The organism is Vibrio sp. 1978, assembly GCF_033344345.1.
Genome location: NZ_JAWPOP010000006.1, coordinates 203,590 through 223,308 on the forward strand (window position 1 = coordinate 203,590; position 19,719 = coordinate 223,308).

At 38.1% G+C, this 19,719-nt stretch carries 17 protein-coding genes; 15 read left to right on the plus strand and 2 right to left on the minus strand.

The window, feature by feature from the left end; translation table 11 throughout:
• Positions 1-61 precede the first annotated feature (61 nt).
• The 15 genes from R8N49_RS08760 (at position 62) to R8N49_RS08830 (ending at position 15,998) form a co-directional block, all read left to right on the plus strand.
• Positions 62-2,764 carry an SLBB domain-containing protein gene (locus R8N49_RS08760; RefSeq protein ID WP_005395821.1) on the plus strand — a complete coding sequence of 901 codons (2,703 nt, stop codon included), beginning with the start codon at positions 62-64 and terminating at the stop codon, positions 2,762-2,764.
• Between the two features lie 119 nt (positions 2,765-2,883).
• Positions 2,884-3,846 (plus strand): Wzz/FepE/Etk N-terminal domain-containing protein, encoded by a 963-nt coding sequence (locus R8N49_RS08765; protein ID WP_237309233.1) that lies wholly within the window; start codon positions 2,884-2,886, stop codon positions 3,844-3,846.
• A 52-nt stretch (positions 3,847-3,898) separates the two neighbouring features.
• Positions 3,899-4,966 carry a dTDP-glucose 4,6-dehydratase gene (gene rfbB / locus R8N49_RS08770; protein ID WP_237309234.1) on the plus strand — a complete coding sequence of 356 codons (1,068 nt, stop codon included), beginning with the start codon at positions 3,899-3,901 and terminating at the stop codon, positions 4,964-4,966.
• Positions 4,967-4,968: 2 nt separating this feature from the next.
• Positions 4,969-5,856 (plus strand): glucose-1-phosphate thymidylyltransferase RfbA, encoded by an 888-nt coding sequence (gene rfbA / locus R8N49_RS08775; RefSeq protein ID WP_237309235.1) that lies wholly within the window; start codon positions 4,969-4,971, stop codon positions 5,854-5,856.
• Positions 5,853-6,734: a dTDP-4-dehydrorhamnose reductase gene (gene rfbD, locus R8N49_RS08780; RefSeq protein WP_237309236.1), complete on the plus strand. Its 882-nt coding sequence runs from the start codon at positions 5,853-5,855 to the stop codon at positions 6,732-6,734. Before rfbA ends, rfbD begins: the two co-directional genes overlap by 4 nt.
• Positions 6,731-7,282 (plus strand): dTDP-4-dehydrorhamnose 3,5-epimerase, encoded by a 552-nt coding sequence (rfbC, locus tag R8N49_RS08785; RefSeq protein ID WP_237309237.1) that lies wholly within the window; start codon positions 6,731-6,733, stop codon positions 7,280-7,282. Before rfbD ends, rfbC begins: the two co-directional genes overlap by 4 nt.
• Positions 7,283-7,311: 29 nt before the next feature.
• On the plus strand, positions 7,312-7,884 hold the full coding sequence (locus tag R8N49_RS08790; protein WP_237309238.1) for an acyltransferase: 573 nt from the start codon (positions 7,312-7,314) through the stop codon (positions 7,882-7,884).
• Positions 7,871-8,998: a dTDP-4-amino-4,6-dideoxygalactose transaminase gene (rffA, locus tag R8N49_RS08795; RefSeq protein ID WP_237309239.1), complete on the plus strand. Its 1,128-nt coding sequence runs from the start codon at positions 7,871-7,873 to the stop codon at positions 8,996-8,998. The genes R8N49_RS08790 and rffA overlap by 14 nt, the downstream gene beginning before the upstream one ends.
• A gap of 1 nt (position 8,999) precedes the next feature.
• The gene (locus R8N49_RS08800) at positions 9,000-10,511 is read left to right on the plus strand and encodes a lipopolysaccharide biosynthesis protein (RefSeq protein ID WP_256949873.1); all 1,512 of its coding nucleotides are present in this window, start codon (positions 9,000-9,002) and stop codon (positions 10,509-10,511) included.
• Complete coding sequence (locus tag R8N49_RS08805; protein ID WP_237309241.1) at positions 10,508-11,428, plus strand: WavQ; 921 nt, start codon at positions 10,508-10,510, stop codon at positions 11,426-11,428. The genes R8N49_RS08800 and R8N49_RS08805 overlap by 4 nt, the downstream gene beginning before the upstream one ends.
• 7 nt (positions 11,429-11,435) lie before the next feature.
• Positions 11,436-12,242, plus strand: coding sequence for a hypothetical protein (locus R8N49_RS08810; RefSeq protein ID WP_237309242.1), 807 nt, complete (start codon positions 11,436-11,438; stop codon positions 12,240-12,242).
• A complete protein-coding gene (locus tag R8N49_RS08815) occupies positions 12,242-13,195 on the plus strand; it encodes a D-glucuronyl C5-epimerase family protein (RefSeq protein WP_237309243.1) in 954 nt (317 codons plus the stop codon). The genes R8N49_RS08810 and R8N49_RS08815 overlap by 1 nt, the downstream gene beginning before the upstream one ends.
• Entirely contained in the window at positions 13,192-14,067 is an 876-nt protein-coding gene (locus R8N49_RS08820; protein ID WP_258489621.1) for a glycosyltransferase family 2 protein, read from the plus strand. The genes R8N49_RS08815 and R8N49_RS08820 overlap by 4 nt, the downstream gene beginning before the upstream one ends.
• 3 nt (positions 14,068-14,070) lie before the next feature.
• Positions 14,071-15,237, plus strand: a complete 1,167-nt coding sequence (locus R8N49_RS08825; protein ID WP_256949875.1) for a hypothetical protein — start codon at positions 14,071-14,073, stop codon at positions 15,235-15,237.
• A gap of 5 nt (positions 15,238-15,242) precedes the next feature.
• Complete coding sequence (locus R8N49_RS08830; protein ID WP_237309246.1) at positions 15,243-15,998, plus strand: glycosyltransferase family 2 protein; 756 nt, start codon at positions 15,243-15,245, stop codon at positions 15,996-15,998.
• A 116-nt stretch (positions 15,999-16,114) separates the two neighbouring features.
• Here the strand turns inward: R8N49_RS08830 and R8N49_RS08835 are convergent, their stop codons facing one another.
• Both R8N49_RS08835 and R8N49_RS08840 read right to left on the minus strand, forming a co-directional pair.
• A complete protein-coding gene (locus R8N49_RS08835) occupies positions 16,115-17,122 on the minus strand; it encodes a sugar transferase (RefSeq protein ID WP_309304207.1) in 1,008 nt (335 codons plus the stop codon).
• A 239-nt stretch (positions 17,123-17,361) separates the two neighbouring features.
• Entirely contained in the window at positions 17,362-18,678 is a 1,317-nt protein-coding gene (locus R8N49_RS08840; protein ID WP_258489625.1) for an MBL fold metallo-hydrolase RNA specificity domain-containing protein, read from the minus strand.
• Positions 18,679-19,719: the final 1,041 nt, after the last annotated feature.

The following is a 19,719-nucleotide window of genomic DNA, read 5'->3' on the forward strand; positions in this document are numbered from 1 at the left end:
AAATACCTAGAGCTCAAACTTGGGGCTAGGGTCTTTTATTCAATTATTATAGTGACATACCATGTTTAAAGGATATTTCTCTATTGCCGCTTTTATATTGGCAAGTACGTTTGCGTCTTATTCAATGGCACAAACACCCACTCCAGAACAAATGAAAATGTTTCAAAATCTACCCGCCGACCAACAACAGGCCTTGGCGAGTAAATATGGTTTCTCCATTCCTTCTAGTTCATCTTCAAACAAGTCTCCTTACGAAAACCCGCAAGTAATCCAACCTAGAGCTGAATCTAGTGGCGCTGTATCTTCCAATATCGAAGAACAACGGCTCAAAAAAGGTGAGCAGGAAGAGCTTAAACGCTTTGGTTTAGATCTTTTTGCTGGTTCTCCAAGCACCTTTGCTCCGATCAGTGATGTTCCTGTGCCAGCAAATTACACAGTGGGTGCAGGTGATGAAATCATTGTGCAGTTGTTTGGTAAGGAGAATGAAACGCATCGTTTACGCGTAAATCGTGCGGGCACAATCAACTTCCCCTCACTTGGGCCAGTAAATGTTGCTGGCATGCACTTTTCCGATGTTCGAGACTCTCTGACACAACGTGTAAAAGAACAAATGATTGGTGTGCGCAGTGATATCTCATTAGGTGAACTACGTACCATGCAAGTGTTTGTCATGGGGGATGCATATAAGCCGGGAGCCTATACGGTTAGTGCGTTAACGACAATTTCACAAGCTATCTATTACAGTGGCGGTTTTGGTGAAAGTGGGGCACTAAGAGATATCCAACTAAAGCGTGATGGTAAAATCATTCGTAAGTTGGATATGTATGACCTGTTACTAAAAGGTGATGCAAGTAATGATGTGCGCTTACTACCGGATGATGTTGTGTTAATTGGTTCTGTTAACGAAACAGTGTCTATCGAAGGCGAGATCAACCGTCCTGCAATTTATGAAGTCAAGCAAGGTGAAACATACCAGCAACTTATTCAGATGGCTGGTGGTTTTACTGCGAATGCCCATGTCGAGCAATTAGAGATAAAACGCTACGCTTCACATGGCGCTCGTGAGGCTTTGACGCTTGATTTCAATAAAACGCAAGATCGACAGAGTAAAGTTAAAAATGGCGATGCCATCATGATCTTGAAAAAAAGCGAAGAGCTTACTCGTTACGTGCAGATAGAGGGGGATGTTCGTCATCCTGGCTATGTGGAATGGTACAATGGCCTTCGTGTTGCCGATCTTTTCAAATCTGTTGACTCAGCTTTTAATTCTACAGCTGATGTTAACTATGCCGTTGTGGTAAGAGAGGTTAATCCACAGCGTGATATTGAAGTATTCCAACTAAGTTTAGCCAACGCAATTCTATCACCAGGTAGCCAAGACAACCTCCAGTTACAATCACGAGATCGTATATTGGTTTTCAACCGCTTTAATAACGAAGACTTGGATACATTGGCAACACAAGAGGCTGTTTCAAAAGCAAAAACATTGGAGCAAGCGCAAGAGCAAGCTGAGTTGGAACAACAGAAAGAGCAAGAAGTGATGAGCTCTTCTGTTGCCGTTTCGCATTCTGCAGACGGTATGGTTATCAACCAGAACACTACTGAGCAGGCGAAACCAGCTAAAATCATTTTCCGTGGTAAAGAGATTACAGAGGAAGACTTTGAAAAGCTGAAGCAAAATACTCGTCGCACTTTACTTGCCCCAGTGTTGTTACAACTTCAGCAGCAGTCTCGTTTAGGGCTAGCCCCTCAAATTGCTGAAGTCTTTGGTGAAGTGAAGCACCCAGGACGCTACCCGATTACTCCAAGAATGACGGTATCAACGCTTATTGAAGCAGCTGGTGGTTTGACTTACAACGCATTCACAATTAATGCAGAATTAGCACGAACCGCGATTAATAGTGCGGATGAGCGTGCGTATATTGATGTCGAGCGTATTGATTTGCGTAAAGCAATCCAAGGCAGTGCTTCAGACGATGCAATTATCGTAGGCCGAGATCGTTTGAACATCTTAGAAAAGCCAAATGTGAAGCTACAAAGCACAGTAACTCTACAGGGTGAAGTTCGCTTCCCTGGAACCTATACCGTGCGTCAAGGTGAAACCTTAAGTGAGTTATTGGACCGAGCTGGCGGTCTGACAGAGTTTGCTCACCCTCAAGGAGCAATATTTACGCGTGAAGCATTGCGTTTACAAGAGCAGAAGCTTTTAAACCAATACGCCGCAGATATGCGAAAAGAAACAGCGAAGAAGACGTTCCGAGCAGATAGCAATATAGGTTCTGTAATTTCAGACCCAGAAAAAACGTTAGCATTTGTTGAGGAAGCAAGTCGCAGCAAAGCTCTTGGCCGTATGGTGGTACAGTTAAATCGCATCTTAAAGGGTGAGCGTTCAGCTGATTTTATGCTAGAAGATGGAGACTTCCTCTTTGTTCCGACTTTCCGAAACACAGTATCAATCATGGGTGAAGTTCAGGTTCCAATTACTTACTTATTAGATAACAAACTTGACGTCGATGATTATCTGAACAAAGCGGGTGGAGCTAAGAAACAAGCAGACGAAGACCGTATTTTTGTAGTGCGTGCAGATGGTTCTGTATATAAGCCATCCTCTGGTTACTGGTTTGGAAATAACAAAGAAGGGTTAAAAGCTGGCGACACAATTGTTGTACCTATTGATACGGATTACCGCGATGCGTTGAGTACTTGGACTGCTGCGACGCAAATACTATATCAAACAGGTGTCGCGATTAATGCCATTAAGTAAATATTAATAAGAAGTGCGCACCGGTAAGCAAGATGTTGGGTTTGTGAGGAAATATCTTAACATAAATAACATTATTATTGTAATTAACGTAGTTTGGAGCAGTCTTGAATTGAAAAACGATGAATGATTTAGATAATGCCAACATGATGGAAATTCCATCAATACAGGCTTTGGATGACAAGGTTAGCTTAAAAGAATTGCTTTACGTAATTTGGCAAGGTAAATGGATTCTTATAAGTAGTACAATCATATTTGCAATTGCTTCAATTATATTTGCAATCAAGCAACCTGATATCTACAAAGCTGATGCTCTTTTAGCACCTTCTTATTCTTCAAGTTCAGGTGGCTTAGCAAATATGGCAAGTCAACTGGGAGGCTTAGCAGCTCTCGCTGGTGTCAATATAGGTGGTTCGGAAAAAAGTCAGACTGAGTTAGCTGTACAGGTAATTAAATCTCGTCAGTTTGTTGAGTCTTTTATTACACAACATGATTTGTTAGTTCCACTAATGGCTGTAAACAATTGGGATATGAAAGATGACAGGCTTATCATTGATTCTGACGTATATTCTGAAGGTACAGGTGAATGGCTTAGAGAGGCAAAAGGATTAAGGGGAAGGAAGCCTACCTTACAAGAAGCCTACGAAGTGTTCGTGAAAGAGGTATTTAATATTGAACAAGATAAAGATAGTGGCCTCTACTCTATATCAGTCAACTATTACTCACCTTTCATCGCAAAGGACTGGGTTACTTGGTTAATTAAAGATATAAATCGAAACATGAGAGAGCGGACAATCTCTGATACAAAGAAAAACTTACAATATTTACATGCTCAATTAGATAAAACATCGCTAGCAACTATGCAAGGTACGTTTTATAAGCTTATAGAAGAGCAAACGAAAAGTTTAATGTTAGCAGAAGTACAAGAAGAATTCGTGTTTAAAATTGTCGACCCTGCAGTAACTCCGGAAGTTAAGTCGAAGCCTAAACGTGCATTAATATGTATTATAGGAACTTTCTTAGGGGCTTCTTTTGGTTTAGCTATAATTCTATTAAATTTTGCGTTTAGAAGACATTTTAATTAGTGAAAGTATAAGCTAAGACTATCGACATTAGAAAATTAAAAGGTTAACAATAATGAAAATATTGATTACTGGTGGTTCGGGCTTTATTGGTAGTGCCGTTGTAAGATTTATTTTGGGTAACACAAATGATAGTGTTGTTAATTTAGACTGTTTAACATATGCCGGGAATGAAGAGTCAATTCCGGAGTCGAACTTATATGTAGACCGCTATGATTTTAGACAAGTAAATATTTGTGACATTGAATTAGTTCGAAAAGTTTTATTGGAAACAAAACCTGATGCGATTATGCATCTCGCGGCTGAGTCTCATGTGGATCGTTCTATAGATCGACCTAGTGATTTTATCCAAACTAACTTGGTTGGGACATTCAACATGTTAGAAGCGGCCCGTGAATATTGGGTCAGCCTTCCTGAAGAAAGAAAAAGTAATTTTCGATTCCACCATATCTCTACTGATGAAGTGTATGGTGATCTTGAGGGAACAAGTGACTTATTTACAGAAAACACTTCTTATAAGCCAAGTAGTCCTTACTCTGCTAGTAAAGCGGGTTCAGATCACCTCGTAAGGGCTTGGGGAAGAACTTATGGTTTACCGATACTTGTAACGAACTGTTCTAACAATTACGGACCTTACCATTTCCCGGAAAAATTAATACCTCATATGATCCTAAATGCTCTCGATGGAAAGGCATTGCCAGTATACGGTGATGGAAATCAGGTTCGAGATTGGTTGTTTGTTGAAGATCATGCTCGCGCTCTTTACACAGTAGTGACCGAAGGAAAAATTGGGGAAACTTATAATATTGGTGGTCACAACGAAAAGAAAAATATCGAAGTGGTCAAGAGCATATGTGAGTTATTGGATGAATTAGCTCCAAACAAACCAAAAGGTATTACGAAATATCAGGACTTAATTACATATGTGAAAGATCGGCCGGGTCACGATGTTCGTTATGCTATCGATGCATCGAAAATCGAAAGAGAGCTCGGGTGGAGACCTGAAGAAAGCTTTGAGAGCGGAATTAGGAAAACAGTGGAATGGTACCTGAATAACCAGCATTGGTGGCAAAGAGTATTATCGGGAGACTATAAGCTAGCTCGTTTTGGAAAGGGAGAGTAAATGTGAAAGGCATCGTTCTCGCAGGAGGTTCTGGTACAAGGCTTTACCCTTTGACTCGTGGAGCCTCTAAGCAAATGCTACCTATTTACGATAAGCCAATGGTTTATTACCCGGTATCAACGTTGATGTTAGCTGGAATCAAAGATATCCTCATCATCACTACACCTGAAGATCAAGCTGGATTTGTTCGTTTGCTGGGTGACGGTTCGGATTACGGTGTCAACATTGAGTATGCCGTGCAACCGACGCCCGACGGCTTAGCCCAAGCCTTTATTATCGGGGAAGATTTTATTGGTGATGACTCCGTCTGCTTGGTTTTGGGTGACAACATCTTCTATGGTCAATCGTTTTCTACAACGTTAAAGAATGCGGCAGAAAGAAAACACGGAGCGACGGTCTTTGGTTACAGAGTAAAAGATCCAGAGCGTTTTGGTGTTGTCGAATTTGACGATAATCACAAGGCTGTGTCCATCGAAGAAAAACCAAAGGAGCCTAAATCAGACTACGCCGTAACTGGATTGTATTTCTATGATAATAGAGTTGTAGATTGGGCTAAAAAAGTAAAGCCTTCAGAGCGAGGTGAACTTGAGATAACTTCTCTGAATCAGATGTATCTAGAAGACGGTAGCTTAAATGTAGAGCTGTTGGGACGTGGCTTTGCATGGCTTGACACAGGTACACATGAAAGTCTGCATGAAGCATCATCATTTGTCCAAACAATTGAGAACGTGCAGGGATTAAAGGTTGCATGCTTGGAAGAAATAGCTTGGAGAAATGGTTGGTTGTCGGATGAAAAGATGCTAGAGCTTGCCAAGCCGATGATGAAGAATGAGTATGGGCAGTATCTGTGTCGCTTGGTTCAAGGTGAGCGCAAAAGGGGCTCGCAATGAGGGTAATGATAGTTGGTGCGAAAGGTCAGGTTGGTCAATGTTTGTCAAGGGCGCTGCAAAACAGAAAAGAAGTAGAGGTATTTGAGTACGATAAGGAGCTTCTTGACATCTCCGACTTTCGTTTAGTTGATGAAACAGTTCGAGAGGTTTCACCAAATGTAATATTCAATACTGCTGCTTATACCGCTGTTGATAAAGCGGAAAGTGAAGCCGATCTTTGTTACAAAATTAATGCTGATGGTCCTAAGAATCTAGCTATTGCTTCAGAGCGATATAATAGTCTATTACTCCATATCTCGACTGATTATGTGTTTGATGGTGATAAAGTAACGCCTTATTTGGAGAGTGATACCCCAAATCCTCAATCAATTTATGGGAAAAGTAAATTGGCAGGTGAGGAAGCTGTAAGAGCGTATTGTAAAAGATATATAATATTGCGAACAGCATGGGTGTTTAGTGAATACGGCAGAAACTTTGTCAAAACAATGTTGGAGTTAACCACAATTCGTAATGACTTGAATATTGTCGGTGACCAATATGGCGGGCCTACTTATGCAGGTGATATTGCAGATGCGTTGATAAAACTGATGAGCAAGAGTGATGATTTTAATGAAGAAATGAGCGGCATATATCATTTCTCAGGTGAGCCTCATGTGAGTTGGTATGACTTTGCTAATGAAATATTTGCAAGAGCATATCAGGAGCAATTAATTACAGCCTTGCCTCATGTTTCGAATATTACAACTGCACAATACCCTACGCCAGCTAAGCGGCCCCTTAATTCTATGCTTGATTGCGGTAGAATTTTTAAGGACTTTAGCATTAAAGTTAGTGATTGGCGTTCAGCGTTAACAAACTTAAAAGACTACAAAAAATGAAAGTCATTGAGACATCTATACCTGATGTGAAAATTATTGAGCCTGAAGTTTTTGGTGATGAACGCGGCTTTTTTATGGAAACTTGGCAACAAGAGAAGTTTGAAAAAGAAGTCACACATCAAAAAACAGAGTTTGTACAAGACAATCATTCTAAGTCCAAGAAAGGGATATTAAGAGGTTTGCATCTTCAAACCGAAAACACACAAGGCAAGCTTGTTCGAGTAATCTCTGGTGAAGTGTTTGATGTCGCCGTGGATTTGAGAAGAGGTTCTGATACATTTGGTGAGTGGGTTGGAGTATACCTCTCTGAAGCAAACAAGTGCCAACTGTGGATTCCAGAAGGCTTTGCTCATGGCTTTTATGTGACGAGTGATGTGGCTGAGTTTGTATATAAGTGTACGGATTATTACAACCCTAAATCTGAGATTACAATCGCTTGGAATGATGAAACATTAAATATAGATTGGCCCATTTCATCTGCTCCTATATTATCCAGTAAGGATACTGTGGGATTGAATTTAGATGAGTACAAGAAACTATACAAGTAAAGATATGTAATTCCAAAAAGGATAATGTAATGGCGTACTTAAACGAAGAGCAACTCAATAAATTGGGTTTTAAAAAGATTGGAAAGAATGTAAAGATCAGTGACAAAGCTTCTATATATAACCCAGAGTTAATTGAAATAGGTGACTTTTCTAGAGTTGATGATTTTTGTGTCTTATCTGGAAAAATTACAATGGGAAGAAATGTGCACATTGCACCTCACTGTCTTGTTGCTGGAGGGGAACCTGGTGTTGAACTAGATGACTTTTCCGGCTTGGCTTATTTTGTCCAGGTTTTTAGTCAATCGGATGACTACTCTGGTGAAACAATGACCAATCCAACAGTGCCAAGTATATATCGTAAAGAAATTAAAAAGAAAACAAGTATTGGTAAGCATTCAATTGTTGGAGCGGGCTCTGTTGTTCTACCGGGTGTTAGGCTTTCTGAGGGAACTTCGGTTGGTGCAAAGAGCTTAGTTAGAAAATCTACCGAAGAATGGTCTATTTACTTGGGCAATCCCGCAAAAAGGTTGAAAGCAAGAAGCCGGAACCTTATAGAATTAGAAAAAAAGTTTTTGGAAGAAGAAAGAAATGATACCATTTAACAAACCGCCTATTACTGGAAAAGAGTTACATTATATTGACCAGGCCATGAAAAGCCAAAAATTATGTGGAGACGGTTACTTTGGGTTAGATTGTCAGAAATGGTTTGAAAAAAAGCTTTCAGCAAAAAAAACTCTTTTTACTCCTTCTTGCACTCATGCTTTAGAGTTAGCCGCATTGCTAGTAAATATTAAAGAGGGTGATGAGGTTATTGTTCCAAGCTATACATTTGTTAGTAGTGCTAATCCATTCGTTCTTAGAGGAGCCAAAATTGTTTTTGTTGATATTCGTCCGGACACTATGAATATAGATGAAAACCTGATCGAAGCAGCAATTACGAGTAAAACAAAGGCTATAGTACCAGTTCATTATGCAGGTGTAGCTTGTGAAATGGACACAATTATGGAGCTAGCAGAAAAATATAATCTTTTTGTCATTGAAGATGCCGCGCAAGGAGTTAACTCTTTCTACAAAAACAAACCTTTAGGAACAATTGGTCATTTAGGTGCATTTAGTTTTCATGAAACAAAAAATTATTCTAGTGGTGGTGAGGGCGGCCTCTTAGTTATTAATGATGAACGTTTCAAAGAAAGAGCGGAGATTATACGAGAAAAAGGGACGAATCGTAGCCAATTTTTTAGAGGCATGGTCGATAAATATAGTTGGGTCGATCTTGGTAGTAGTTTCCTCCCATCAGAGATCCAAGCAGCTTATCTGCGTGCACAGCTAGACTACTTTGAAGCGATCAATGAAAGAAGGCTGACAATATGGAAAACGTACTACGGTTCGTTAAGCAAACTTAAAGAAAATGGCTTAATTGAACTGCCATATGTACCTTCTTATTGTACTCATAATGCGCATATGTTCTATATAAAACTAAAAGATATTAACGAGAGAACAAAATTAATTGAACATATGAAGGCAAATGGAATTATATCTGTGTTTCATTACATTCCATTACACAGCTCAGTTGCTGGGAAAAAATTCTCAAGATTTTCTGGTGATGATCTATATACGACAAGAGAGAGTGAGCGATTACTGAGATTGCCAATTTTCTATAACATGAAAGATGAAGAAGTAGATATGGTAATTGAAACAATAAAAAGCTTCTACTGAAATGAAATTTACAACTATAGGTGCTGTGTACTTATCAAAAGTATATAGTGCGCTTATTGCTGTTCTACTAATACCTTTCGTTATAGATGAAGTCGGATATGAGGCCTACGGTTTAGTAGGCCTATTTACAGTGATACAAGCCTGTCTTAATATTTTAGATGTTGGAGTTAGTGGAGTATTAACCCGACAGTCAATTACGTCTAGAACCAGTAAGCACAAATACCAAGAATTCATTAAGTTATTTAATAAAGTTATTCGAGTCTTTATTGTAATATCAATTTCTGTATCTGTTATAGGAATAGTGATAGCTAACCTATATGGAACAGAATGGCTGAAGACTGGTTTGGATGAAAGCAGTGTGGTTTTTTGTTTGTCATCCATGTTTTGTGTTTTCGCTATTAAGTACATTCAAGGCCCTTTTAAAAGCATTCTTTTATCAAGCGAAAAACACAAGTTAATATCTGCAATAAACTTTGTATATATAACATTATCTCAGCCGTTTGCATTGTTGATTATAAAAAATGTTAGTAATGATATTAGCTCGTACTTTATCGTTCAGATAGTAGCAGTGAGTGTGGCTAGCGTACTATTTGTCTATTTTGGGGGAGTTTATAAGCGTAAAGTAATTGAGACGTTACCAGAATCTACTGAAGAACATGAGCCGAGTTCTAGTTTAAAAGAAGTCCTATATTTCGCCGTTCAACTTTCTTTTTTATCTGTTTTGTGGATCGCTGTAAATCAATCTGACAAGCTAGTATTAACAGCGACAATGGAGTTGAAAGAATATACATTTTATAGTGTTGCTTTTTCTGTAACAGCTCTTTTGACGGTATTAAGTGAGCCAGTAAGCCAATTACTTCAGCCGAGGCTCACTAGGTTGATAAATGACGAAAAATATGATGAATACGGAAGTCTTTTTTATAAGTTCTTTCAAGTTATATCTGTGATTTCAGTATCGTTAGCTTCTTTTATGTTCTTTCATGGAGAGAGGTTGCTATATATTTGGAGTGGGGATGTTTTCTTATCTGAAAAATCTTTTCAATATTTACCTTGGATTTTTGCTGGTTCAACCTTTACGGTATTGTCTAATTTTTGCTTTCTGTTTAGATACAGTACTGGCCAGTTAGGAATGCATACAAAAGTATATGCGGCTTATAGTTTTCTAGTTATACCTTCTAACGTTATAATAGCAACATTATACTTGGCCAATGGTATGGCTGTTTTTTATGCTGTGACATCTACAACATTGTTTTTCATATGGAGTGGTTACAATTTTGTAAAGTACTTTTCGAATGGATATAAGTTTTTTACCCATACTCTAATACCCTCGATTTCTTTTTCTGTTTTATATTTTTATATTTTCAGTGAGCTTATTTCTTTTCCAGAAAAGCGTTTTCTTCAGTTTTCTATTCTTACCATTCAGGGTGTGATATGTGTAATTCTGTTATTAACAGTCCAGTATCTTATGTCAAAAAAAGTGCATGTTAGGTTGAATTGGAGAGGTAGTAATTGAAAGTTTTTATATATGCACCTGATTACGATTGCAATAGTGGTGGTAGTGTAGTGTTGCACCGCCTGTGTCATCTGATAAATCAAGTTGAAGGACACGACGCATACTTAGTACCTAGGAAGGCAGAAAGGATTAAGTTCAATAGTAAGAAAGAGTTTGTATCAAGTGTTAAAAAGGCCCTATCGGTAACCATCAAAAGGTTTAGAAAGATTAAGGTTCATCCAGCCTGGCATACTCCTGTTTGTATGGCATCACAAGTCAAAGAAAGTAATGCTGTAGTGTTATACCCCGAGTTTACTTTTGGTAATCCTCTTAACGCAAAAAATGTTGTCAGATGGTTTCTACATCAACCTGGTCATTTTCATCGTGAATTTCAGTTTGGTGCTGGAGAGCTTTACTTTAAGTTTAACTCCGGGATCAAAGACTTCGAGTATTGCTATTCAAAGACATCAAGTCATGAACTTAAAGTAATCTACTATCCCTTAGATATTTACAATACAAAAGGGGTAGAGGAGCGTACGATTGAGAGTCATATTGTCAGAAAGGGGTCTAAAAAAAATAAAGTTCATAAAGATAACTCAGTTCCTATAGATGGTATGTCACATCATGAAGTCGCAGAAATCTTAAAGAAAAGTAAAAGGTTTGTATCCTATGATGATTACACCGCTTACTCTCTATTTGCTGTATTGTGTGGTTGTGAATCTGTAGTCGTTCCAAATAATAACATGACAAAGGAGCAATGGTACCCAAATGAAACTGATCGATATGGCTTGGCTTATGGCTTTGATGATTCAGAGTTAGAATGGGCAAGTAAAACTATGCATAAAGTCTTAGAGCATATTGAGCAAGAACACAGAAAATCTTTTGACAGCGTGCGTTCATTCCTGTGTGAAACTAAAAAGCACTTTAATCTGATTTAAAACAAATATGAATACATATAAACTCATCTTAATTGTTACCCATAATAAGGATCCACATTCGATCCCCACAATCAACAGCCTTAGACAGCTGGGAATGCTTACTTGTAAGGAATACAAAACAGTTGTCTGGGTTAATGAGTCCGGTCTGACTAATGTACAGTTAGAGGGGGTTGATGTTATTTTATCGGATATTAATGAGAGTTTAAGTTGTATCTATAATGAAATAATTCACAATAGGTATAAAGGTTATGAGAGCGTAACAATTTTTGATGATGATACTGATATAAGTGACAGGACCTTCTTTGAACATAAAAATGTCACTGGCCCCTATGTAATTGCTCCTACTGTCACCTACAACGGTGAAAAGGTTTATCCGATAAAAATTAATGATAATAGCATTATTGATAATGACGAGTATATCTCAGGAGTGAAATCAATAAACAGTGGGTTAACCATTAATAGAGAAGCTGTTGATATTTTGAAGAAGAAGTATGGATGTGTATTTGATTCAAGGTTTAGTTTTTATGGAGTTGATTTCTCTCTTTTTTATCGTTTAAATGAAAATCGTGAAATAACAATAAATCAAATTGGTAATATTGAACACTCATTGTCAAGACTTGAATCTAGCTATGAAATAAATTCCTTTCGATGGAAACAGAAGATTTTTGAAAACATTTTGATGGTTAGAAACTATCCTAAGTATAATTCAAAAATCATTCTGTTTAAGGTTTTAGTGAAGTTATTAATGAGCTTGAATGTTTCCACAATTAAAGAGGCATTAAAAGTGATGTTAGATAATAAGAGTTGTATGTAATGAACAAGATCTTTTTTTATATCAAGAAGCTATATAACGATATTTTTAATCCTCTTATATATGATTATGTGAAATTCAATAAGGAACTGAAAAAATATTACTTCCTCAAGTATAATATCGACGATATGTTGGCTCATAGAAGTCAACGATTCCACTTTGACAATAAAGGCATCCCTGTAATTCCTCATTATGTGGATTCCAGTTCAGGAAGTTCAATGCATTACTTTCCGATAGCTATTGGTCAAATGGCACTGGCATATCTACATCAGTATTGGGATGAACAAGATGAATCAGCTAAAGAGAGATTTATCAATATTTCAGATTGGTTTGTGGAGAATCAAACAGAGGAAGGATTCTGGCTCGCTTATACTAACGTTGATAAATTCCATGTAAAGTCTCCTTGGAAATCAGCGATGGCTCAATCACGAGCGATCTCTGTTTTACTGAGGGCATATGATTTAACAGGAAAAGAAAAATATCTTAACAGTGCTAAGCGTGCGTTTGATACTATGATAGATAGCGAGTCAGACATCAGTTGTATGTTGCCGGAGGGTCGATTTTATCTCGAATATCCAAGTATTAAGCCCCCGAAAGTGCTAAATGGTTTCATGTTTTCTATTTTTGGCATAATAGATTTTGCTTATTTTACTAATGATAAGCAAGCATACAAAGTATTAGACGAATGTTTGGATTCTCTATCTTCTATTCTAGAAAAATATGATACAGGAAAGTGGACCACTTATGATTTAAATCATATTGAATATGAGGAACGCATTCGACCTTGTACGGTCCACTATCAATTTATACACGTAAATCAGCTTAAAGCATTATATTATGTGACGGGTCGTAAAGAATTAATGGACACTGCGGTTGAGTGGGAAAATTACTACAAAAATAAGTCTAATTTGATCTCAGTTTATTATAATAAATTTAGAGGCATCTTTAAGCTATGAGTTTGTTGACTGCAATCATACCTCATTATAACTCGTTCGAATCATTGGATCATCTTTTATTGGATTTGACTTCAGTTGATGGAGTCAGTTTAATCGTAATTGATGACTCAAGTAATGATCAATCCAGTTTAAAGGCTTTAAAGCTCAAGTACAGCACGGTAAATTTCTTATCAAATGAAGGAGAAAATAGTGCTGGTACCTGTAGAAATATTGGTCTTAAAAACGTTAAATCTGATTGGGTTACGTTCATAGATGCAGATGATAAAGTAAATGTCATCGAATTAAAGAAAATTATCAATCAGCTTCAACAGTATCATATTTACGATATTTTATTTAGCTGTCCCTCCTCAGTAAAGATCGATGGTAACCCGAGTAACAGAACTATGGCTTATAGCTATCTTTATAAAAAAGCCAAGTTAGGTATCGATGATATTTTATATTGGTTTCATGTACCATGGTCTAAGATTTATAGAACCAGTTTTTTAAGAACTAATAATATTAAATTTTCAGAGACATTGGTATCTAACGACGTGATTTTTTCTCTTACAGCCGGAGTTTTTTGCCAAAAATATAAGTTACTCAATGAAAATTTCTATACTGTTGTTGAGTCATCAACATCTCTTACTAGTGTTAAGACAAGATCAAATGACAGAATCTTGACAAGAATAGGTGTTCTTGAAGAGTACAACTCTATTTTAGATAGGCATAAGAAGAGCGCGTACAAAATCCCAAGATTTATATATATTGTAAAATTGCCGTTTGTAAGTGCTATGCAATACATTTTTGAAAAAGGTATTTTTGCACTATTTTCGGATTTTTCAGTTTATTACCTTTATGATAAGTTAAAACGACTGGTTATTAAGGCAAAATAACAAGTGTCAACACTATTATTATTAATTCTATTCCGATTAAACTCTTCTGTAGATGCCTTGAATAGAATATTCGACCTACTAATTATGCTGTCATTTATAGTGGTCTATTTTTTTGGAAAAGGCGAAGTAAAGGCACGTCACGCAGCATACTTGTTCCTCGTTTTTACAGTAATGTTTGCTTCTTTTTATACAGGCCTAATAGAAGGGCGATCTCTTGTTTCTCGAGATCTCTTTGAGTTTTTTAGGCCAATTCTTTACTTCTTTGTTTTTTCTGTTTTTTATTCCAACGAACCTATCCCACAATCAAAATTAAATAAGATATTGATACTCTATCTGTGTATACAGGCTTCCTTTATTATTTTGCAAATTATATTTCCAGGATTAATGAAGAGTTCGATGGTAAGTATCTTATATTCAGCCGAGAAAGTAAGTGGTGGTTTAGGTAGGGTCACTGGGTTATCTGGAAACCCAAACACTTTGGCAATCTGTTTGTCTTTAGTATATTTTTATTTCGTATCCCTATATGTAAAGAAACGTAATCATATCATGATATCTGTGATTGCACTTTTGCACCTAATGATGTTAGTCGCGACAACTTCTAGGGGGGTAACCTTAATTGTCTTGATGCTATATGCACTAGTGGTTTTGTTTTATTACCCTATTATTTACAAGGCAATAGTTGTAGGGCTAGCGTTCTCCATTAGCGGTTTTATTCTATATTACTTGACGAGTAATCCCTACTTTAACCAATTGATTCAACATATAATATCTGGCGATATTCAAGCAATACCATCTGTATATAAACGAATGGAGCACTTCCAATTATTGATCGATATTATGCAGGAAAATTACTTATTCTCTATGGGAGCAAATAAGTCTTTAGCCAATGTTGGTGATAATGTTTATATATTTTGGTTTTCACAATGGGGTGCAGTTGGTTTGTTATTCCATTTGATCTTTGTTATTTGGCTTTTTTCTTTGCACTTTATTCATAGAAATATCTATTCTTTTACTCTATTGTTAGGGACAGTGTTACTTATTATTGCAGGTGTCGTATACGATACATTTTACAACATAATCTACATGCCAATACTGTTATTTTTTGCAGCGGCTTCTTATCAGCAATTCGAACGAACATTTAATATACCTAACACAGTAAGCCAGAAGTAACTACTATGAATAATCTCGTTTCTATAATAACACCACTTTATAACTCAGTAGAGTTTTTAGAGGACACTTATAAGTCGATAGTTTCTCAAACTTATTCAAATTGGGAATGGGTCGTTACCGATGATATGTCTACTGATGGTAGTTGGGAGTTGCTAAGATCACTAGCCGAAAAAGACTCAAGAATTGTTACTTTTAGAAATAATAAAAACCTTGGGGCCGGTGCTAGTCGAAATGCTGCAATTGAGAAGGCAAGAGGTCGCTTTATCGCATTTCTTGATGCGGATGATTTATGGGTGGAAACGAAGCTCTCCGATCAGATAAACTTTATGCTTGAAAATCAATACTCATTCACCTATACCCACTACAGCCGTTTTAATAGTGAAGAAGAGCTAAGTGTTGTAACTGCACCAGAATATACAACGTACAAAAAACTCATGTACAGTAACGTTATCGGATGTCTAACTGCAGTTTATGACACACAGGCACTAGGTAAGCGCTATATGCCGCTTATTCGTAAACGTCAGGATATGGGATTGTGGTTAGATATATTGAAAGATACCCCAAAAGCTTACTGTCTACCTAAGCCATTAGCAAAGTATCGGATGGATAGTGGTATGACAGCTAACAAGTTTAGCGTTTTATCATACCAATGGAAGTTCTATAGAGACGTAGTAGGTTTGAGTTTGCCAAGAAGTCTATTTACATTTTCTGTTTATGCCGTTAAGGGTACAATGAAACACCGAACTAAGCGCAAGTCTTAGTCTCGCAAATCTCCGTAGAACCTAGTAACCACAAAATACGCATACAAAAAGAGCAGCTACCGTAAGGCGCTGCTCTTTTTTATACCTACGATCCGTTCGGTTGAATTCGCCGTTTTCTAGCGCCCCATCCCAAACAACACTGTTTTAATCGTAAGGAAAAGAATCTTCACTTCCATCATCCAGTTTTGGTGTTTGATGTAGTAGATATCGTATTTATGCTTCCAAATAGCATCTTCTACCGATGCGCCATAAGGGTATTTTACTTGGGCTAGACCAGTTACCCCTGGTTTAACGGCGTGACGAAAGCGGTAGTAAGGAATGGCTTTTTCCAATTCAGAGATGAACACTTCACGTTCTGGGCGAGGGCCAACCATCGACATCTCTCCCTTTAGTACGTTGATTAACTGAGGGAGCTCATCAATGCGAGTTTTACGAATAAAACAGCCGACTTTCGTTACGCGCGCGTCATTTTTTGTTGCCCATTGGGCTCCGTTCTTTTCTGCATCGTTCCGCATCGAGCGAAACTTAATCACTTCAAACTCTTCATTATACTGGCCGGTACGACGCTGTTTAAAGAATACCGGACCTGGCGATTCAAGCTTAATGAGTAGTGCCGTAATAAGCCCTACTGGAATAGCAACCCATGACAGCATGAAGACAAACAACAGATCGATGAAGCGTTTTTGCCAGCTGTTCTTACGATTAGAGAGGATAGAAAAAGCTTTTTGGTGTAAGAAGTAGCCGCTGTGCAAAAGCTCCGTTTCAGTATATCCGAGTGAACGGTCAAAATAGCTCACTAATGGCTCAACCCAAGCACCTAGCTCTGTCGCCGCGACAAGAAACGCTTGCTGCTCAGGATCTAGATGCGAGCTTTTGAAGTGGCAAAGCGTTTTGCTCTTGAAGTCTCTAAGAGAATAGTTATTAACCTGAGCGTTAATCTCAGGATGCCTCTTAAGTACTTGAGCAATTTTTGCTTCGTCTTCTTTTGGACAGTAGATATAAAGGCAAGCATTTGATTCACTTGCGGATAACTCGTCCAATGCTGATGTTATGCTGATAGAATTATGCTTAGTTAATTCAGAAGCTTCTCGTTCTTGAAGCGTGTCGCTCATACTGTCTGTCATAGGAATGGAATAAGTTGTTATCGACTAGCCAATTGCTTACAAGTCGGCGATTATAATTTATTTCGTATAGAAATTATATCCCTGAATCCAGAACATGCTCATAACTTTGTTAATTTTCTTGAACCTGAGTCCTTGTTCATGACTTGTTTTTGAATCTTAACGTAATTATATCAATGAACTCGAAAAACTATGTTTGCGATATATTATATTGCCTCGAAATTAAATGATTGTTCATTTCACTATATAACGCAGTTATATCCGAGGGTTATCAGTTGTTGATAAAGCGATCTTTTCGACTCTTGTTCACCATGAATTAGGTGAACTTCTTTCGGAGGAGTAGGAATACCAGAAACAAACTGTATTAAATCGTCCCTATCCGCATGTGCAGAGTAACCTGACATGGTATGTACTTGAGCCTCCACTCTAACGCGCTTTCCTTCAATCAAGATGCTCTCTTCTCCATCCTGAATTCGCCGACCTAACGTCCCTTCTGCTTGATAGCCTGCAAATAACACATCATTTCTTTTATCTGGCAGCAATGCTTCTAAATCATTGACGACACGTCCACCTTCACACATACCAGAGGCCGCAACCACGATAGCAGCTTCTGCCGTGCTAGCGAGTCGATTGACGAGCTTTAAATGGTCAGTGTGGCTTTCGACGGTAATACATTGATCAAACGCAAGAGGGTGTCGGTGATGCTCGAGCCGCTCTTTCGCTTCAGCTCCCCAAAGCTTTTTAAATTGCCGATAGGGAGTAGTTACCTTTTTAGCCAAAGGAGAATCGAGAATAATAGGCAGAGAATCTTGCAAGGCGTGCTCATGAATAAGCTGTTCTATATCAAACAGTAACTCTTGAGTTCTCCCGACGCTAAAAGCAGGTATAACAATTACGCCACCATCCTGAAGTGCATGCTCAATAATAGAAAGCAATCGCCTACTGCGAGACTCAACATCTTCGTGAACTTTATTGCCGTATGTTGACTCGATAAACAAATAGTCAGCTTTTTCAGGCGATACCGGGTCAGGTAGGAGAGGCGTGTTACGAGGTCCCAAATCCCCCGAGAACACAACAACTTCATTGTTTGATAAATGAAACTCAACATATGCAGACCCTAAAATGTGTCCTGCTGGTTGAAAGCGAAGATAGGTATGTTCTTCTATCTCTATCCATTGGGAGTAAGAGCAAGGGCGAATAAGCGTTCGAATAAAATCGAGCAAGCTGTCCCTTTGATGGCGCCTCATGCCTAACTGGAGCTTTAATCCATCTTCTAACATAAGCGGTACGAGCTCAGCGGTGGCTTCCGTACAGTAGATAGGCCCCTTATAACCTGCAGCCAATAGCCAAGGTAGCCGACCAACATGATCGATATGAGAATGGGTTAGAACAACCGCTTTGAGATCAGAGATAGAAAAGTCGATATTCAAACTCTCCTGCTGAGCATTATCTTGACCTTGTAGCAAACCATAGTCGATCAGCACACTTCCATTTTGTAATACGAGCTCGTGACAAGAGCCAGTAACCGTATTTTTCCCACCGTGGTGCAGTACTTTCATAACGAAACGACGTCTTTTCCTTTGTTAACCCACGCTTACGAGTATTTGCTTTCATATATAGCGACACCTCGCGACGTAAAGACGGCTCAGTCAATCGCGCAATGAACAAGGTAAGCAGAAAGTGGTGAATAAGTGAGCGTATTGTAGGCAAGGACAATGAGAGTAAGAAAACAGCAAAACCGAAAGTTTAGAGAGACTTAGATATTCGTCATAAATTTGACTGTGTAGCATTGCAATCTGTTGTGATGCAATTCATATTATTGCAACTATTTTCACTTAGACTTCTGAGGTTAACGCGCTAGCTATACAAACATCAGCTATGCCGGAAGGAGTTTAATAATTAGTAAGCCAACAAAAAAAGCGTCACGTTTATGGCGAGTTAAGTGTCAGAAAAAAGACATTTTTTTGCAAGCTTTTTACACGTTCTACTTTTAGTTGCAACGTGTTTACTATACAATTCGTCTCCTGTTTGGAAACGCAACCATTAAACACTACGTCTAAAACTTGCTTCTAGGAGCCAGACCTAGGGGCGGTAGCGTGCCCAAATCATCTGTTGGCCTCTTTCCTACTAGAAAAGAAACCAAGCAAGATAATTTTTAATAATAAGCACCTAAGTGCATTTCTGGCAAGATTGATTTATAAAAAACGAGAACTATTACAAATTTATGTAATTCCCTTTTGTCAGAGGGACGCTCAAAGCTAACAAAGTGGCGAGCAAATGTTGGTTAGGCATAGGTTACAATTTAAATCTCCATTTCTCATACCTATCAAAACCAAGCACTAAGCGTGTAGAAGTAGTTAACTGTCGGCTCAAACCGTTAGTTAGCATATACAAGCTTTGTATTTGGCCTGCCTATAAAAGGCCGAGAACCGATGACCGTCACGAGCTAGTGTCGGTGGAGCTCAGTTACTTACATATTCAATATTAGAAATTAGCGTTTGCAATGCGTTACAGGGCAATCGCATGAAAGTTCCCATTTTTAAAGGGCTCTCGTCAAATTAGTATCTTCTAATTTACAAGGCGTTTCTTCTACATTCATC

Excerpts from the sequence above, each read along its gene's own strand:
- R8N49_RS08760 (WP_005395821.1), top strand. The coding sequence starts at position 62 with ATGTTTAAAGGATATTTCTCTATTGCCGCTTTTATATTGGCAAGTACG.
- R8N49_RS08765 (WP_237309233.1), top strand. The coding sequence starts at position 2,884 with ATGAATGATTTAGATAATGCCAACATGATGGAAATTCCATCAATACAG.
- rfbB (WP_237309234.1), top strand. The coding sequence starts at position 3,899 with ATGAAAATATTGATTACTGGTGGTTCGGGCTTTATTGGTAGTGCCGTT.
- rfbD (WP_237309236.1), top strand. The coding sequence starts at position 5,853 with ATGAGGGTAATGATAGTTGGTGCGAAAGGTCAGGTTGGTCAATGTTTG.
- rfbC (WP_237309237.1), top strand. The coding sequence starts at position 6,731 with ATGAAAGTCATTGAGACATCTATACCTGATGTGAAAATTATTGAGCCT.
- R8N49_RS08790 (WP_237309238.1), top strand. The coding sequence starts at position 7,312 with ATGGCGTACTTAAACGAAGAGCAACTCAATAAATTGGGTTTTAAAAAG.
- rffA (WP_237309239.1), top strand. The coding sequence starts at position 7,871 with ATGATACCATTTAACAAACCGCCTATTACTGGAAAAGAGTTACATTAT.
- R8N49_RS08800 (WP_256949873.1), top strand. The coding sequence starts at position 9,000 with ATGAAATTTACAACTATAGGTGCTGTGTACTTATCAAAAGTATATAGT.
- R8N49_RS08810 (WP_237309242.1), top strand. The coding sequence starts at position 11,436 with ATGAATACATATAAACTCATCTTAATTGTTACCCATAATAAGGATCCA.
- R8N49_RS08815 (WP_237309243.1), top strand. The coding sequence starts at position 12,242 with ATGAACAAGATCTTTTTTTATATCAAGAAGCTATATAACGATATTTTT.
- R8N49_RS08820 (WP_258489621.1), top strand. The coding sequence starts at position 13,192 with ATGAGTTTGTTGACTGCAATCATACCTCATTATAACTCGTTCGAATCA.
- R8N49_RS08830 (WP_237309246.1), top strand. The coding sequence starts at position 15,243 with ATGAATAATCTCGTTTCTATAATAACACCACTTTATAACTCAGTAGAG.
- R8N49_RS08835 (WP_309304207.1), bottom strand. The coding sequence starts at position 17,122 with ATGACAGACAGTATGAGCGACACGCTTCAAGAACGAGAAGCTTCTGAA.
- R8N49_RS08840 (WP_258489625.1), bottom strand. The coding sequence starts at position 18,678 with ATGAAAGTACTGCACCACGGTGGGAAAAATACGGTTACTGGCTCTTGT.